Annotated in this window: 19 protein-coding genes; 12 read left to right on the top strand and 7 right to left on the bottom strand. The window is 55.4% G+C overall.

The window, feature by feature from the left end; genetic code table 11:
* Window position 1: 1 nt before the first annotated feature.
* Window positions 2-1,303, bottom strand: coding sequence for a murein hydrolase activator EnvC (gene envC / locus RT657_RS16600; protein WP_313655783.1), 1,302 nt, complete (start codon window positions 1,301-1,303; stop codon window positions 2-4).
* A gap of 252 nt (window positions 1,304-1,555) precedes the next feature.
* Between envC and RT657_RS16595 the strand changes: the two genes are divergently transcribed.
* From RT657_RS16595 to cysE, 5 genes are all read left to right on the top strand, one after another.
* Complete coding sequence (locus RT657_RS16595) at window positions 1,556-1,987, top strand: rhodanese-like domain-containing protein (protein ID WP_111140716.1); 432 nt, start codon at window positions 1,556-1,558, stop codon at window positions 1,985-1,987.
* Between the two features lie 19 nt (window positions 1,988-2,006).
* Window positions 2,007-2,261 carry a glutaredoxin 3 gene (gene grxC, locus RT657_RS16590; protein ID WP_313655782.1) on the top strand — a complete coding sequence of 85 codons (255 nt, stop codon included), beginning with the start codon at window positions 2,007-2,009 and terminating at the stop codon, window positions 2,259-2,261.
* A gap of 38 nt (window positions 2,262-2,299) precedes the next feature.
* Window positions 2,300-2,770 carry a protein-export chaperone SecB gene (gene secB / locus RT657_RS16585; protein ID WP_111140714.1) on the top strand — a complete coding sequence of 157 codons (471 nt, stop codon included), beginning with the start codon at window positions 2,300-2,302 and terminating at the stop codon, window positions 2,768-2,770.
* Window positions 2,770-3,786, top strand: a complete 1,017-nt coding sequence (gene gpsA, locus RT657_RS16580; protein WP_313655780.1) for an NAD(P)H-dependent glycerol-3-phosphate dehydrogenase — start codon at window positions 2,770-2,772, stop codon at window positions 3,784-3,786. The genes secB and gpsA overlap by 1 nt, the downstream gene beginning before the upstream one ends.
* A 67-nt stretch (window positions 3,787-3,853) precedes the next feature.
* A complete protein-coding gene (gene cysE, locus RT657_RS16575) occupies window positions 3,854-4,675 on the top strand; it encodes a serine O-acetyltransferase (protein WP_313655778.1) in 822 nt (273 codons plus the stop codon).
* On the opposite strand, the gene trmL is transcribed toward cysE, so the two are convergent.
* From trmL to cpxR, 3 genes are read right to left on the bottom strand one after another with little or no spacing between them, the layout of a single operon-like run.
* On the bottom strand, window positions 4,672-5,145 hold the full coding sequence (gene trmL, locus RT657_RS16570; protein WP_313655777.1) for a tRNA (uridine(34)/cytosine(34)/5-carboxymethylaminomethyluridine(34)-2'-O)-methyltransferase TrmL: 474 nt from the start codon (window positions 5,143-5,145) through the stop codon (window positions 4,672-4,674). The genes cysE and trmL overlap by 4 nt on opposite strands.
* A gap of 35 nt (window positions 5,146-5,180) precedes the next feature.
* Entirely contained in the window at window positions 5,181-6,560 is a 1,380-nt protein-coding gene (gene cpxA, locus RT657_RS16565; protein ID WP_111140710.1) for an envelope stress sensor histidine kinase CpxA, read from the bottom strand.
* Window positions 6,557-7,255: an envelope stress response regulator transcription factor CpxR gene (gene cpxR, locus RT657_RS16560; protein WP_128084476.1), complete on the bottom strand. Its 699-nt coding sequence runs from the start codon at window positions 7,253-7,255 to the stop codon at window positions 6,557-6,559. Before cpxR ends, cpxA begins: the two co-directional genes overlap by 4 nt.
* A gap of 148 nt (window positions 7,256-7,403) precedes the next feature.
* On the opposite strand from cpxR, the gene cpxP reads away from it, so the two are divergent.
* From cpxP to RT657_RS16530, 6 genes are all read left to right on the top strand, one after another.
* On the top strand, window positions 7,404-7,913 hold the full coding sequence (gene cpxP, locus RT657_RS16555) for a cell-envelope stress modulator CpxP (protein ID WP_313655775.1): 510 nt from the start codon (window positions 7,404-7,406) through the stop codon (window positions 7,911-7,913).
* Between the two features lie 454 nt (window positions 7,914-8,367).
* Window positions 8,368-8,523 (top strand): general stress protein, encoded by a 156-nt coding sequence (locus RT657_RS16550; protein ID WP_003851267.1) that lies wholly within the window; start codon window positions 8,368-8,370, stop codon window positions 8,521-8,523.
* A 230-nt stretch (window positions 8,524-8,753) separates the two neighbouring features.
* Window positions 8,754-9,656 carry a CDF family cation-efflux transporter FieF gene (gene fieF, locus RT657_RS16545; protein ID WP_313655774.1) on the top strand — a complete coding sequence of 301 codons (903 nt, stop codon included), beginning with the start codon at window positions 8,754-8,756 and terminating at the stop codon, window positions 9,654-9,656.
* 206 nt (window positions 9,657-9,862) lie between these two features.
* Window positions 9,863-10,825, top strand: coding sequence for a 6-phosphofructokinase (pfkA, locus tag RT657_RS16540; RefSeq protein ID WP_111140706.1), 963 nt, complete (start codon window positions 9,863-9,865; stop codon window positions 10,823-10,825).
* Window positions 10,826-10,968: 143 nt separating this feature from the next.
* Window positions 10,969-11,958 carry a sulfate ABC transporter substrate-binding protein gene (locus RT657_RS16535; protein ID WP_313655771.1) on the top strand — a complete coding sequence of 330 codons (990 nt, stop codon included), beginning with the start codon at window positions 10,969-10,971 and terminating at the stop codon, window positions 11,956-11,958.
* Window positions 11,959-12,117: 159 nt separating this feature from the next.
* Window positions 12,118-12,891: a CDP-diacylglycerol diphosphatase gene (locus RT657_RS16530; RefSeq protein WP_313655852.1), complete on the top strand. Its 774-nt coding sequence runs from the start codon at window positions 12,118-12,120 to the stop codon at window positions 12,889-12,891.
* A gap of 26 nt (window positions 12,892-12,917) precedes the next feature.
* Here RT657_RS16530 and tpiA read toward each other — a convergent pair whose 3' ends face one another.
* Both tpiA and RT657_RS16520 read right to left on the bottom strand, forming a co-directional pair.
* The gene (tpiA, locus tag RT657_RS16525) at window positions 12,918-13,685 is read right to left on the bottom strand and encodes a triose-phosphate isomerase (RefSeq protein WP_313655770.1); all 768 of its coding nucleotides are present in this window, start codon (window positions 13,683-13,685) and stop codon (window positions 12,918-12,920) included.
* A gap of 120 nt (window positions 13,686-13,805) precedes the next feature.
* Window positions 13,806-14,396: a DUF1454 family protein gene (locus RT657_RS16520; RefSeq protein ID WP_313655768.1), complete on the bottom strand. Its 591-nt coding sequence runs from the start codon at window positions 14,394-14,396 to the stop codon at window positions 13,806-13,808.
* A 96-nt stretch (window positions 14,397-14,492) separates the two neighbouring features.
* Between RT657_RS16520 and RT657_RS16515 the strand changes: the two genes are divergently transcribed.
* The gene (locus RT657_RS16515; RefSeq protein WP_313655765.1) at window positions 14,493-14,927 is read left to right on the top strand and encodes a DUF805 domain-containing protein; all 435 of its coding nucleotides are present in this window, start codon (window positions 14,493-14,495) and stop codon (window positions 14,925-14,927) included.
* On the opposite strand, the gene fpr is transcribed toward RT657_RS16515, so the two are convergent.
* On the bottom strand, window positions 14,918-15,664 hold the full coding sequence (gene fpr, locus RT657_RS16510; protein ID WP_313655764.1) for a ferredoxin--NADP(+) reductase: 747 nt from the start codon (window positions 15,662-15,664) through the stop codon (window positions 14,918-14,920). The two genes, RT657_RS16515 and fpr, sit on opposite strands and share 10 nt — an antisense overlap.
* Window positions 15,665-15,739 lie beyond the last annotated feature (75 nt).

Raw genomic sequence — 15,739 nt, 5'->3', positions numbered from 1 at the left:
CCTATTTTCCTAACCACGGTAGTGGATTGACGGCCTGTCCCTGACGTCGGATTTCAAAATAGAGCGACGGAGTACCACGGCCACCACTGGTGCCGACCAGGGCAATAGGCTGTCCTGCCTTCACCTGCGTACCCACGCTCACCAGTGCACTCTGGTTGTAACCATACAGACTCATATCGCCTTTACCGTGCTCCAGCACCACGACCAGGCCATAGCCCTGCAGCCAGTCAGCCATCAGCACACGACCGTCGGCGATCGCTTTGACTTCGGTGCCTTCGCGTGCATCGATCACCAGACCTTTCCAGCGTAATTCACCCTGCAGCTGTTCACCAAAGCGATGTTCGATACGTCCACGCACTGGCCACATCGCCTGTCCGCCAGCACGACCCAGACCACCGGTGCGGGCCACCAGTTCGCGTTCGCTCTGGGTCGGCTGATAGCGGGAGCCTTTAGCTTTCGCCTGCGCCTGACGCTGACGCACTTTTTCCGCCTCACGCGCTTCACGGGCTGCGCGTTCGCGAGCCTCGCGTTCCGCCCGGGCGATCTTATCCTGCAGGCGGCTTTCGTTCTGCCGCATCTCGACCAGGTCGGCCTGATCTTTCTCCAGCGCGCTTTCCAGCGCCGTCAGGGTTTTTTTACGGGCGTCGCTCGCCTGCTGCAGCTTCTGCTGCTGACCCTGCTGCTGCGCGAGTAAGGTTTTCTGCTGCTGTTGCTTCTGCTCCAGCGCCACGCGTTGCTGATCCAGGTCCTGCCGCGTCTTTTGCAGCGATTCGATACTTTTCTGCCGGGCAGTGTTGAGATAGCCGAAATAAGCCAGAATACGTTCGCTGCGCTGACTCTCTTCGCCACCCAGTAAAAGCTGAACGCCGCTATGCTGACCCTGACGGAATGCTGCATCAAGCTGTTCTGAAAGCAGCGTTTCCTGCTGGTTTTGCTGCTTCTCAAGGCGGGCGATAGAGGCAGTAAGCTGCTTTATCTCGGTATTGAGTGCGGAGAGGCTATTGCGGGTGTCACGCAACTGGCGGCTCGCCTGTGCAATGATTTTTTCCTGGCTCTGAAGCTGATCCAGCAATTTGCTGCGCTGCACCTTCTGCGCTTTAACGCTTTTCTCTTTCTCAGCAATGTTTTGCTGGATAGATTGCAGCTGAGATTTGCTGTCTTCCGCACTCCTGGCCACGGCAGGCAATAACAGTGCGCCCGCACAAAGCAGACCAAGGGAGAGGCTGGACAGCTGGTTGAACAACGGCAGGTTCTCGCCGCTGGAACGGGTCCTTGTGTGTGAAACGGTTGTTTTTCCCTTCATAGGCCAGTGATTATTCCACGATGAACTGCCGCTTACCAGTGCTCCCCACTGGCATTTGCTTTTCCGGTTATGTCCGCTTTCACAATGACATGGATTAAGCCTTATGCCATTTTTGCTATTCAGCCACTTTTTTTGGAAAATGGAGCACAAATCGATACTCTGGCCGCATAGCATCTGTACATGCGAAGTGGCGCAGGTATACTCAGAACCCTTGTTTTAGCTTATTAGCCCGGTCTGGAGTCGTTACCCCTCATGCAAGAAATTATGCAGTTTGCAAGCAATCACCCCATCCTGAGTCTCGCATGGGTCGTTTTACTCGTTATGGTGATTGTGACTACCGTTAAAGGAATGTTCTCTAAGGTAAAAACGATTAGCCGGGGTGAAGCCACCCGCCTGATTAACAAAGAGGACGCGGTAGTAGTAGACGTGCGTTCGCGCGACGACTTCCGCAGAGGGCATATTTCAGGTGCGCAGAATATTGCTGCCGCTGAGATTAAAAAAGGCAACCTGGGCGAACTGGAAAAGCATAAAGCACAGCCCATAATTGTAGTGTGTGCAACCGGACAGAGCGCGGCCGATCCTGCTGCCCACCTGAGCGCGGCAGGCTTCACGCAGGTTTCAGTGCTGAAAGATGGTATCAGCGGCTGGAGCGGCGAGAACCTGCCACTGGTTCGCGGTAAATAATCTTACAGAGGCACTGAGCATGGCAAATGTAGAAATGTATACCAAGGCCACCTGTCCTTACTGCCATCGGGCAAAGGCGCTGCTGACGCAAAAAGGCGTCGCATTCCAGGAGATCGCTATCGATGGTGACATGGCGAAACGCGAAGAGATGATCAAGCGTAGCGGTCGCACCACCGTGCCTCAGATTTTTATTGATGCGCAGCACATTGGTGGCTGCGATGACTTATTCGCACTCGATAATCGCGAAGGTTTAGATCCCTTACTACAGGCGTAATTTTACGCCGGACACTCTCATACATAGGATTTGGTCACATGTCAGAACATAACACGAACGAAATGCAATTCCAGATTCAGCGTGTCTTCACCAAAGATATCTCTTTTGAAGCGCCTAATGCCCCGCAGGTTTTCCAGAAAGAGTGGGAACCGGACGTTAAACTGGATCTGGACACTGCATCTTCTCAGCTGGCTGACGAAGTGTACGAAGTCGTCCTTCGTGTGACTGTAACCGCGAACGTAGGCGAAGAGACCGCTTTCCTGTGTGAAGTACAGCAGGCAGGTATTTTCACCATCAGTGGTATCGAAGGAACGCAGATGGCGCATTGCCTGGGTGCTTACTGCCCGAATATCCTGTTCCCTTATGCCCGCGAATGCATTACCAGCCTGGTATCACGTGGTACCTTCCCACAGCTGAACCTGGCACCGGTTAACTTTGATGCGCTGTTCATGAACTACCTGCAGCAGCAGCAAGGTGAAGAAGGTGCTGAACACCATCAGGATGCCTGATGACCATACACGCTTCGATTAGCGTCATCGGTGCCGGATCTTACGGCACCGCTTTGGCGATTACCCTGGCCCGTAACGGCAATCCGGTGCTGTTGTGGGGACATAATCCGGCGCATCTTGCGCAACTTCAGACCGACCGTTGCAACACAGCTTTTTTGCCCGACGTCCCGTTTCCCGACTATCTCTCTCCTGAACCCGATCTGACCCGTGCCATTGCCGCCAGCCGCGATCTGTTGATCGTGGTGCCGAGCCACGTGTTTGGTGATGTACTGCAACAGATTAAGCCACATCTGCGGCCAGACTCCCGTATCGTCTGGGCGACCAAAGGACTGGAAAAAGAGACCGGCCGTCTGCTACAGGATGTGGCGCGCGAAATTGTGGGCGATGCCATTCCGCTGGCCGTGATCTCCGGCCCTACGTTTGCTAAAGAGCTGGCTGCAGGCTTGCCGACGGCGATTGCGCTGGCAGCAACCGATGCGCAGTTTGCTGACGACCTGCAACAGAAGCTGCACTGCGGGAAGAGTTTCCGCGTCTACAATAATCCTGACTTCATCGGCGTGCAGCTGGGTGGTGCGGTAAAAAATGTCATTGCCATCGGCGCCGGCATGTCTGACGGGATAGGTTTTGGCGCAAATGCGCGCACCGCCCTGATTACCCGTGGGCTGGCTGAAATGAGCCGTCTGGGTGCCGCGTTAGGTGCGGATCCCACAACCTTTATGGGTATGGCAGGGCTGGGCGATCTGGTGTTGACCTGCACCGATAATCAGTCGCGCAACCGCCGTTTTGGCATGATGCTGGGCCAGGGCGAGGATGTCGATAGCGCGCAACGCATTATCGGACAAGTTGTAGAAGGCTACAGAAACACCAAAGAAGTCAAAGCGTTGGCTGCAAGGCTGGGTGTAGAGATGCCGATTACCGAGCAGATTTATCAGGTGCTGTATTGCGAAAAACCGGCGAGAGATGCAGCATTGAGCTTGCTGGGACGAACAAGGAAAGACGAAAACAGCATAAGCTAACGCAGGACGCGTAGCATCATCACCTGCAGCGCCATTCAGGCGCTTTTTTTATCGGGAGAATACAGCAATGTCGTCTGATGAGTTAGAACTGGTCTGGAACAATATCAAAGCAGAAGCACGCGCCCTGGCTGATTGTGAGCCGATGCTGGCCAGCTTCTTTCACGCGACATTGCTTAAGCATGAAAATCTCGGCAGTGCACTGAGTTATATGCTGGCCAATAAGCTGGCAAATCCGATTATGCCCGCTATCGCCATCCGTGAGATTGTTGAAGAGGCCTATCGTGAAGATCCGTCGATGATACTGTCAGCGGCATACGATATTCAGGCCGTACGTCAGCGCGATCCGGCAGTCGATAAATACTCTACGCCGCTGCTCTATCTTAAAGGCTTTCATGCCCTGCAGGCCTTCCGCATTGGCCACTGGTTATGGAATGAGGGCCGCCGCGCCCTGGCGGTTTATCTGCAGAATGAAATCTCCGTCTCTTTTGCTGTCGATATCCACCCTGCAGCCAGCATTGGTCACGGTATCATGCTCGACCATGCTACCGGTATCGTGATCGGCGAAACGGCCGTAGTAGAAAACGACGTTTCAATTCTGCAATCGGTGACGCTCGGCGGAACCGGCAAAACCAGTGGCGACCGTCATCCTAAGATCCGCGAAGGCGTGATGATTGGGGCCGGTGCAAAGGTCCTGGGGAATATCGAAGTGGGCAAGGGCGCAAAAATCGGTGCCGGTTCGGTGGTGTTACAGCCTGTACCACCGCACACCACGGCAGCAGGCGTGCCCGCACGTATCGTCGGCAAGCCAGGCAGCGACAAGCCGTCGATGGATATGGATCAGCACTTTAACGGCAGCCTGGCGGGTTTCCAGTTTGGCGACGGCATCTAGTCTTTAATCAGCGCCCCCGCATAATCCAGCTGGCGCCACGCTTCATAAACCACCACCGAAACGGCGTTCGACAGATTCATACTGCGACTTTCGGCTCTCATCGGGATGCGGATTTTCTGCTCTGCCGGTAATGCCGCCAGGATTTCCGCCGGAAGCCCGCGGCTTTCCGGCCCAAACAGCAGATAATCGCCCGCCTGATAAGCCACCGCGCTGTGTGCGGGTGTTCCTTTGGTCGTCAGCGCAAACAGGCGTTGCGGTGATTCAGAGGCGATAAAGGCCGGGTAGTCTGCGTGAAATTTAATGGCGGTAAATTCGTGGTAATCCAGCCCCGCCCGGCGCAGGCGTTTGTCATCCCAGGTGAAGCCAAGCGGCTGGATCAGATGAAGCTGGAAGCCCGTATTGGCGCAAAGGCGAATGATGTTGCCGGTATTTGGCGGAATTTCTGGTTCAAACAAGACGATGTTAAGCATAAGGCCCCCGATGACAGGGGCCGAAGCATAGCAAATTATTGACGGCCAGAGGAGTAGAGCGGCAGCCAGAGGGTCAGTCGCAGCCCGCCCAGCGGGCTGTCATCGGCTTTTACCCAGCCCCGATGCTGCTGTACTGCCGTGTCGACAATCGCCAGACCGAGTCCGGTGCCGCCCGACTCACGGTCGCGTGCTTCATCTGTCCGGTAGAAAGGACGGAAAATCTGTTCACGATCCTCCGGGCTGACGCCAGGACCGTCATCATCCACATGCACCGTGATGCCGGAAATATCGACCGAGAAGCTGACGCTGATGTGCGAGTGGGAATAACGCAGCGCGTTGCGTACGATATTCTCCAGCGCACTCTCCAGCGCATGCGGGTTGCCATAAAGCGGCCATGGACCCGGCGGATAGGGGATATCCATCTTTTTACCCATCTGTTCAGCTTCAAATCGGGCATCTTCCAGTACCCCATTCCACAACTGATTCGCCTTCATCGCTTCGCTGACCAGTGCGTTTTTATGCTGGGTGCGCGACAGCACCAGCAGATCGTTGATCATGCCATCGAGACGCTGCGCTTCCATTTCGATGCGGCCCAGCTCTTTACTTTCGCCCTGACGCCGACGCAGCAGCGCGGTAGCCAGTTGCAGGCGGGTGAGCGGGGTACGAAGTTCGTGGCTGATGTCAGATAATAACCGTTGCTGGCCGGTCATCATCCGTTCCAGTGCGCTGACCATCTGATTAAAGCTTGATCCTGCAGCCAGAAACTCCTGAGGACCCGATTCCAGTTCAGGGTGCTGGCGCAGATTCCCGCTTGCCACCTCATCGGCCGCATACTTTAACTTACGTGCCGGACGCGCCAGGCTCCAGGCCAGCCACAGCAGCAGCGGCGAGCTGATCAGCATGGTAACGATCAGCAGCAGCAGGGGACGGTCAAACAGCAGATTGACGAAGTCGAGCTGGGAGCTGTTGGCGGGTCGGATCATGTAAAGCTGATAGTTGTCTTCGCCATCCCGGACAGCGAACGGCCCCACCAGCTCAACACGGCCATATTTCTTTTTTTGCGGATGGTCGGCGTTATCAGACTGGCCAATAAAATTGCGGATAACCTGCATTTCATTATGCTGCGCGCCAATCACCCGACCTTCGCTGGTCACTAACAGCAGCCGCTGGCCCGGCGGTGCCCACTTTTCAACAGCCCGAAACAGACGACGCCACCACATCAGATCGTTGGGAGGATCCTGCGACAGCTCAGCTTCGACGTGTTGCTCGATCATGATGCCCTGCCGCTGTTCGCTCTCCAGCAGCGAGGTCATCTGGCGGGAATCGAGTTTGGGCACCATGAGCACCAGCATCAGCACCAGCGCCAGGGTCAACCAGAAGATGGCGAAGATACGGGTGGTCAGACTTCCAATCATGACGCTGAAACCATCAGATAGCCGCGGCCCCGTAAAGTTTTAAACCAGGGATGACCGTCGTGGCGCTCAGGCAGCTTGCGACGCAGATTAGAGATGTGCATATCAATGGCGCGGTCAAAAGGGGTCAGGCGCTTACCCAGCACTTCCTGACTCAGATGCTCCCGCGATACGACCTGGCCCAGATGCTGCGCCAGCAGATAGAGCAGGGTGAACTCTGTACCGGTAAGATCCAGGGTGACATCATTAAAGCTCGCCTCCTGGCGACCCGGATTGAGACGCAGGCAGTCAACTTCCAGCGTAGGAGAGCTGTTATCGTGCTGCTGCTGCTGTTCACTCCAGTTTGAGCGGCGCAGAATAGCGCGAATACGCGCCACCAGCTCGCGATCGTTAAAGGGTTTAGGCAGATAGTCATCTGCGCCCAGTTCGAGGCCCAGTACGCGGTCCAGCTCGCTGCCGCGCGCGGTTAGCATGATGACGGGGGTCTGATGTTGCTGACGCAGTTCTTTCAGGGTGTCGATACCGTTTTTCTTCGGCATCATGACATCCAGTAAAAGCAGATCAATAGAGTTATCGAGCAGATTCAGTGCCTGTTCACCATCGCTGGCGACCACCACTTCAAACCCTTCCATTTCTAACAATTCTTTTAAAAGCGAAGTTAATTCGCGGTCGTCATCTACCAACAGGATTTTATTCATTTTTGTAGCCCTCCGCAGGCAAAATACCGTTTTCCTGGCGCACCTCGCCATCGCTTTACGTAGTTTTACACCCCCTGACGGATGTTTGCAGCTGTCGCCGTACACTGGCTCTCGTTGAATTGCAAAACGGAACGAACTGGAGTACAGGATGCGCAAATTGACCGCCGTCGTCCTTGCCTCAGCGGTGACCCTGAGTGGTACCACCGCAGGTGCCCGGGAGGCGACGACGATTGACGAAATGCATCATGGCGGATTGCCGACAGGCAGTATGACGCAAAATCCGCAAAGCCACATGTTCGATGGCATCGAGTTGACTGAAGAGCAGCGTCAACAGATGCGTGACCTGATGCAACAGGCCCGGCATCAGCGCCCGATGGTTCACATTGATGATATCGCAGCACTGCACGAGTTAGTGACTGCCGATCAGTTTAACGAAGCGGCCATTCGTGAAAAGGCAGAAGTTATTGCCCGGGTTCAGGTTGAACAGCAGGTTGAACTGGCCCGCGTGCAGAATCAAATGTTTCAGCTGCTGACGCCAGCCCAGCAGGCCAGGGTACAGCAGAATTATCAGCAGCGGCTAAGCGAGCTGCGACATATTTCGAAATTGCAGCCAGCTTCATCGCTGCAGGCAGTGAGTCGTACCAGCAGTAACCAGTAACATAGTATCCCTGTTTTCCTTGCCATAGACACATCCCTGTCTTCCCCCGCCATGATGGTGGGGGTTTTTTTTATCTTTTCTTCACCTTTTTTTACTCTGCCAGCAATCATCGCTGTGTAACGAAAGCCGGTTTTTATTGATGCCTGTCTAACGTTTGTTAGCCGGAATTGTCGATTTATGGCTTTTCCGGCCCGTCTCTCATGTTAACGCTACCGCTATGCTATTCAGGCAGATAAAACAGATTAACCTGCTGAAATTAAATGAGTTACGGTTATGTTTTATAATATTTTTAATGATATTCAATGAGTTGTGTATTTCGCGCTGCGCTTGCCGATTCAGGCACACCCTCTACACTTAGTTCTGTCACTGCAGGGAAATGCAGTGGCTTTGCGAAGTCTCAGGGAGCAGCAACCACATTATGTAGTCCTGAATGAATCTATTAACGGAGTAAGTTATGGCAGAGCATCGTGGTGGTTCAGGTAATTTCGCAGATAATCCGCAAAAAGCATCTGAAGCCGGTAAAAAAGGCGGCCAGAACAGCGGCGGCGGAAATTTCAAAAACGATCGTGAAAAAGCATCAGAAGCCGGGAAAAAAGGCGGCAAAAAATAATCGCCTTGTTTCATAGCGCAGGCCCGCATCTGAGTATCGCCTGACACTGATGTATCACACTTTGCCCCGTCCTCTTTGAGGCCGGGGCTTGTTTTTGTGCGTCTCCGGCTTTGTCATAAGAGGCTGAGAGGCAAGACGGCCCGATGGGCACATTCTGTTCCCGATGTTAAACTGCAGCCATTCTTTCATCTGAGTGCGCATCGTCACTGATGCTGTACAGGAAAACTGGTATGCAACCCTCTTATGGCCGACTGGTAAAGCGTGCTGCGCTTGCTGCTACCATTCTTGCTTCTGTGCTGCTACTCGTGAAAATCTTTGCCTGGTGGTACACCGGGTCAGTGAGTCTGCTGGCCTCTCTGGTGGACTCACTGGTCGATATCGCCGCCTCGCTCACCAATCTGCTGGTCGTGCGCTATGCCCTGCAGCCGGCTGATGAAAACCACACATTCGGGCATGGCAAAGCGGAGTCACTGGCTGCCCTGGCTCAGAGTATGTTTATTTCCGGCTCCGCTCTCTTCCTCTTTCTGACCGGCCTGCAGCATCTGGCATCGCCCAATGTGCTGCGCGCTCCGGACGTCGGGATTGCGGTGACGGTAGTCGCACTGAGCTCGACGCTGATCCTGGTCGCCTTTCAGCGCTGGGTCGTGCGCAAAACCCGCAGTCAGGCGATTCGGGCCGATATGCTGCACTACCAGTCAGACGTCATCATGAACGGTGCCATTCTGATTGCGCTGGTGCTGAGCAGCTACGGTTTTGCGCGCGCAGACGCCCTGTTCGCGCTGGGGATTGGTCTTTTTATTCTCTACAGCGCACTGCGTATGGGCTACGAGGCCGTTCAGTCACTGCTGGATCGCGCGCTGCCGGAGGCGGAGCGACAGCAGATCCTGACCCTCGCCACCAGCTGGCCGCAGGTACAGGGCGTGCACGATTTGCGCACCCGCCAGTCGGGGCCGACCAAATTTATTCAGCTTCATCTGGAGCTGGAAGATCAGCTGCCGCTGGTGCAGGCGCATCGAATTGCCGATCAGGTTGAGAAGGCGTTACGTAAAGAATTCCCCGGATCGGACGTAATTATCCATCAGGATCCCTGTTCTGTGGTACCGTTCGAGAAACAGGATTCCATTGGTTTTTAACCTAAACGAATCAATTTGATACGTAAGGTATGACCTGGCGTTAACATTGCTGCAAAAATTAGTGAAAAGTTGTCTGACCTGAATCAATTCAGCAGCAAGCCTTTGATATACTATCTGCCATCACGTGTCGCGCGAGTCATAACTGGCCGTCTGCCGCGATCGACAGGCAGGATTAACCCTTAGTTTTGAACAATCCAGAGGTTGTCATGATCAAGAAAATTGGTGTATTAACCAGCGGCGGTGACGCCCCAGGCATGAACGCAGCTATTCGCGGAGTGGTTCGTTCCGCGCTGAGTGAAGGACTGGAAGTTTTTGGGATCTATGACGGCTATCTGGGACTGTATGAAGATCGCATGATCAACCTTGATCGCTACAGCGTCTCCGACATGATCAATCGCGGCGGCACTTTCCTTGGCTCTGCACGTTTTCCGGAGTTCCGTAACGAAGATATTCGTCAGGTTGCCATTGAGAATATGAAAAAGCGCGGTATTGATGCGCTGGTGGTGATTGGCGGTGATGGTTCCTACATGGGCGCCAAACGTCTGACTGAGATGGGTTTCCCCTGCATCGGTCTGCCTGGCACCATCGATAATGACGTCGCCGGCACGGATTACACCATCGGTTATTTCACGGCACTGGAAACGGTGGTTGAAGCGATTGACCGCCTGCGTGACACCTCTTCTTCACACCAGCGAATCTCCATCGTTGAAGTGATGGGCCGCTACTGTGGCGATCTGACACTGGCGGCGGCGATAGCGGGTGGCTGTGAGTTCATCGTACTGCCTGAGTTTCCCTATACCCGCGAAGAGCTGGTAGCGGAAATTAAAGCAGGCATTGCCAAAGGTAAAAAACATGCCATCGTGGCGATTACCGAGCATATCTGCGATATCGACGATCTGGCGCGTTACATTGAAACAGAAACCAAGCGTGAAACCCGTTCGACCGTACTGGGTCACATCCAGCGTGGTGGCGCGCCCTGCGCCTATGACCGCATCCTGGCGTCACGGATGGGTGCCTACTCCATTGAGCTGCTGATGCAGGGTTATGGCGGCCGCTGCGTCGGTATCCAGAATGAGAAGATGGTCCATCACGATATCATCGACGCAATCGAAAACATGAAGCGTCCATTCAAGCGTGACTGGCTCGACACCGCGAAAAAACTTTACTGATACCACGGCGGAGCGTGCTGCACAGCGCGCTCCGGCAGCCCGTCTCTATATTCCTCAGCGTTATAACCGCTCATTTTTAATTCTTTAATCTCCGAATTAGTTTATGTCACGCTTAACCCATAACGACATTGGGAGAGTGCGTAATGAACAAGTGGAGTATTGGCGTTACCCTGTTGCTGGCCTCGACCAGCGTGCTGGCGAAAGACATTCAGCTGCTAAACGTTTCCTACGACCCAACGCGTGAGCTGTATGAACAGTACAACAAGGCATTCAGTGCGCACTACAAACAGGAAACCGGCGATAATGTGGTAGTGCGTCAGTCACACGGCGGCTCCGGTAAGCAGGCGACCTCCGTCATCAACGGCATCCGTGCGGATGTGGTCACGCTGGCCTTACAGTCGGATATCGATGCCATCGCCGGGCGAGGACGCATTGATAAAAACTGGCAGCAGCGTTTGCCGGACAACTCTGCGCCTTACACCTCGACCATTGTCTTCCTGGTGCGAAAAGGGAATCCGAAAGGGATCCATGACTGGAGCGACCTGACAAAACCGGGCGTCTCTGTGATTACCCCGAACCCGAAAACCTCCGGCGGCGCACGCTGGAACTACCTGGCGGCCTGGGGCTGGGCGCTGGACCATAACAATGGCGATCAGGCGAAAGCCCTGGCGTACGTCAGAGCGCTGTTTAAACACGTTGAGGTGCAGGATTCCGGGGCACGCGGCGCAACCAATACCTTCGTTGAGCGCGGAATTGGTGATGTGCTGATTGCCTGGGAAAACGAAGCCTACCTGGCGGTGAATAAGCTGGGTAAAGATAAGTTTGAGATTGTCACGCCGAGCGAATCCATTCTGGCGGAACCGACGGTGTCGGTGGTCGATAAAGTGGTGGATGAAAAGGAGACACGCAAAGTGGCCGAGGCCTATCTGAAGTACCTCTACTCACCGGAAGGTCAGACGATCGCGGCACAGAATTACTATCGTCCGCGTGATGCTGAAATCGCGAAGAAATTCTCCAGCACCTTTGCGCCGGTGAAGCTGTTTACCGTTCAGGATAAGTTTGGCGGCTGGGCTCAGGCACAGAAAGCCCACTTTGCCGATGGCGGCAGCTATGACCAGGTTATGAAACCCTAATCTCTGGCGGTTAGCGCCGATCGGCGCTGACCGCGGCTCTCTGTCACCCCTCTGATTTCTTCCAGTCTGACAATCGAAGCGTCTGCCCCGAATTCCCCGTGACATTCTTTTCCCGCCAGGCGAGGATGCAGGCTGCTTAGCCATTCAGGAAGCGTTATGATGCTGACAAGACGCCGTGTAGCCCCTCTGGCTGCCGTTCTGCTGGTGCTGATCATCGCAGGTCTGCTGGCGGCTGCCCTGCATTTCAAAAAGAACAGTGACGCACTGTGGCAGATTGTCAGCGAGCACTGTCTGCCGGGTCAGCAACATGGCGGCAATCCTGCGCCCTGTCAGCGCGTCGATCTCAACCAGCGTTATGCGATGCTGAAAGACCGCAACGGGCCGTTGCAATATCTGCTGATCCCCACCGACAGGATCAGCGGCATCGAAAGCCCGCAATTACTTCATCCTGACACGCCCAATTATTTCGCCCTTGCCTGGCATGAACGCATTCTGCTGGCGCAGCGGCACGGTTCGCCTGTCGATGACCGGGTGCTCTCACTGGCGATCAATGCTCAGTACGGACGCACGCAGAATCAGCTGCATATTCATCTCTCCTGTCTGCGACCCGATGTGCGCCAGCAGCTCGACCGGCTGACGCCGCCGCGCAGCGGGCAGTGGCAGCGCGTCACGCTGCGCAGTCACCGCTACTGGGTGCGCACCCTGACGCCGGCGGCGCTGGCGCAGCAGAGTGTGTTTATCCGGCTGGCAGACGAACGGCCTGAAGCACGGGCAGAGAGGGGAAAATATGGACTGGCTCTGGCGGAATTACGGGATGGGCGACTGGTGCTGATGGCTATCGAGCAGAACTGGCTGCTGCTGAACAGGGGATCGGCGGAGGAGTTACAGGACCATAGCTGTCAGCTGATTACGCCGACAAAAAAGGCGGCCTGAGCCGCCTCTGATTCAGCGAGTCAGACTCAGGCGTTTTTGGCCGCCGCTGCCGCTTTTACGATGACCGCGAAAGCGTCCGCTTTCAGTGACGCACCGCCAACCAGCGCGCCATCAATGTCAGGCTGGGTGAAAAGTTCAGCCGCATTTTTGTCATTTACTGAGCCGCCATACTGAATGATGACCTGCTCTGCGATGGCCGCATCTTTCTTCGCGATATGGTCACGAATGAATTTGTGGACAGCCTGTGCCTGTGCCGGGGTGGCAGATTTGCCGGTGCCGATGGCCCAGACCGGCTCATACGCGATGACCGCATCTTTAAAGGCTTCTGCGCCCTGGGATTCCAGCACGGCATCCAGCTGACGCGCGCAGACTTCTTCGGTTTTACCCGCTTCGTTTTCCGCTTCGGTTTCGCCGATGCACAGCACCGGAGTCAGACCCGCAGACTTCAGTACGGCAAATTTCTTCGCGATGAACGCGTCGCTCTCTTTGTGGTAGGTGCGGCGTTCTGAGTGACCGATGATGATATATTGCGCACCGACATCTTTCAGCATCTCTGCGGAGACTTCACCGGTGAAGGCGCCAGCCAGGTTAACATCCACATTCTGCGCACCCAGGGCGATGTGGCTGCCGGAGATAGCGTGTTTTGCCTGCTCAAGATAGAGGGCGGGTGGTGCAATCGCGACGCCACAACCTTCAACGCCAGAGAGTTCATTGCGCAGACCGGCGATCAGTTCAGCTGTCATCTGCTTGCTGCCATTCAACTTCCAGTTACCCATAACCAGTGGATGTCGCATTCTATCCTCCGCATAACGCGATACATGAAAAATCGCTGCCAGCCGGCAGCGTTGTCTGCCAGACAGTATAGAGATCAAATGTTGCGATGGCTTTGCTTTTCGTCATTTTCAGCCACTTCCTCAGGGGCTGGCGAGCGCCAGTTTGACCGGCTCCACGGCGAAGGTCAGCCCTTTGTCGCCGTGGTCCGCTACGACAAAACGGAGCGCGCCTTCGACCTGGGCAAAGTAGGGAAGATCTTTCCCCTCCTTCAGGAGCGCCTCCAGCTTTTTGCGGCCTTCGTCGGCACTTAATCCCGGCACAAAGAAGCGCAGCATCGCGGTCATGTAGGCCAGCGCCTTTTGCTGCGAGGCGTTCTGGTCCGGACCTGGCAGGGGCAGCCAGGTAATCTGCAGCGTCTTGATTTTGCCGGTGCCCGGCTCCAGTGCCGTCGAGGCGTACAGGGTTTCATTGATTTTGCTGGCGGCGCGCGTCAGGTTGCTTTTGTCCCCGCGATTATCGATGGCACGATATTCCGGCAGTATCAGTGTCCCATTGGCCAGATTATATTTTTCGCGAAACTGGCCGATAGTCATATCAAAGGTAGGCGCACCCGCCAGCAGATAAGGCGCCGCTGGCAGCGCACTGGCCTGTTCCTGCGGTGGCGGGTCGGCGGCAAATACCGGAACCGTCAGCGCAAACGATAACAGCAGTGCGCCAGGCAAATTCTTCATTTTGTCGATCCTAACCCGTAAACTCAGGCGCAAATTAAAACGGTTTTTATCCGCAAGGTCAAAAGCGCGGCGGTTCTCTTTTCAGGATAATAATGCATGACGTTACAACAAGGCTGTTTTTCCTGGCGTGGCCGGCTGGGCCGCCGGGATTTCTGGATCGGGCAGGCGGTCTGGTTGCTGATGACCACGCTTCTGTTTGTCTTCGCCGCTAACGACTGGCTTGATACCCAGATGGCGGCCTTCGGCGTGGTCTGCCTGCTGTGGCCAGCCAGCGCAATCATGGTCAAACGACTACACGACCGTAACCGTCGCGGCTACTGGGGTTTGCTGGTGATTGTGGCGTGGCTGCTGGTCGCGGGGAACTGGAGCATGCTGCCCGGTGTTCTGCCCTGGCTGCTGGGCCGCGCTATTCCGTTTATCTTACTGGCGGGTCTGCTGCTCGATCTCGGAATCTTTCGCGGCACCCCCGGCGCTAACCGGTTTGGTGCCGCAACCCAGCCGGTGCGATACTGGCCAGCGCCTCACCAGTAATGTTCGCTGGTGATATGACCCGGCTTGCGCTTCAGATGTTTGCGCATCCCGCGCGTCTCTTTCAGTAACTGCTGAGTATCACGCACCATCTGCGGATTGCCGCACAGCATCACATGGCTGCTGTCAGCATCCAGTTTTAATCCGGTTGCCCGCTCCAGCTCACCGTTTTCAATCAACGCCGGAACCCGGCCCGTCAGCGAGCCGGGGACGGCTTCGCGGCTCACCACCGTCTGAATATGCAGCCGGCCGGGATAACGCTGCTGCAGTTGCTGCATCAGCGGCAAAAAGCTCAGGTCAGCGGCGTAGCGCGTGGCATGAACCAGCACGATGTTTTCAAAGCGATCCACGCCTTCGCCCTGCTGCAGCATCGACAGGTAGGGGCCAATCGCGGTGCCGGTTGCCAGCATCCACAAGGTTTTGCAGTCCGGCACTTCATCCAGCACGAAGAAGCCCGCCGCGTCTTTAGTGACCATCACCTGGTCGCCCGGCTGGAGCGCCTGCAGATGCGGGCTCAGCTTGCCTTCCGGCACGGTGACCAGATAGAACTCCAGCAGATCATCGCTGGGGGCGTTGACGTAGGAATAGGCGCGCTGAACCCGCTCACCGTCGATTTCCAGGGCGAGCTTGGCAAACTGCCCGGCGACAAAGGGATCGATGGGCGCGTTGACCCGGAGACTGAACAGCGCATCCGTCCAGTTTTTCACTTCCTTTACTTCCGCATTGACCCATTCAGCCATAATCACTCCCGGGTTGTTGATTATTCAGGCAGGTCACTATTTTCGCGACTGCCCACTGAGAATGCCAGTCTGCAG

The sequence above is a fragment of the Pantoea sp. genome, from assembly GCF_032114055.1.
GTDB lineage: Bacteria > Pseudomonadota > Gammaproteobacteria > Enterobacterales > Enterobacteriaceae > Pantoea.
This window is presented reverse-complemented; position numbering and strand designations above follow the sequence as displayed.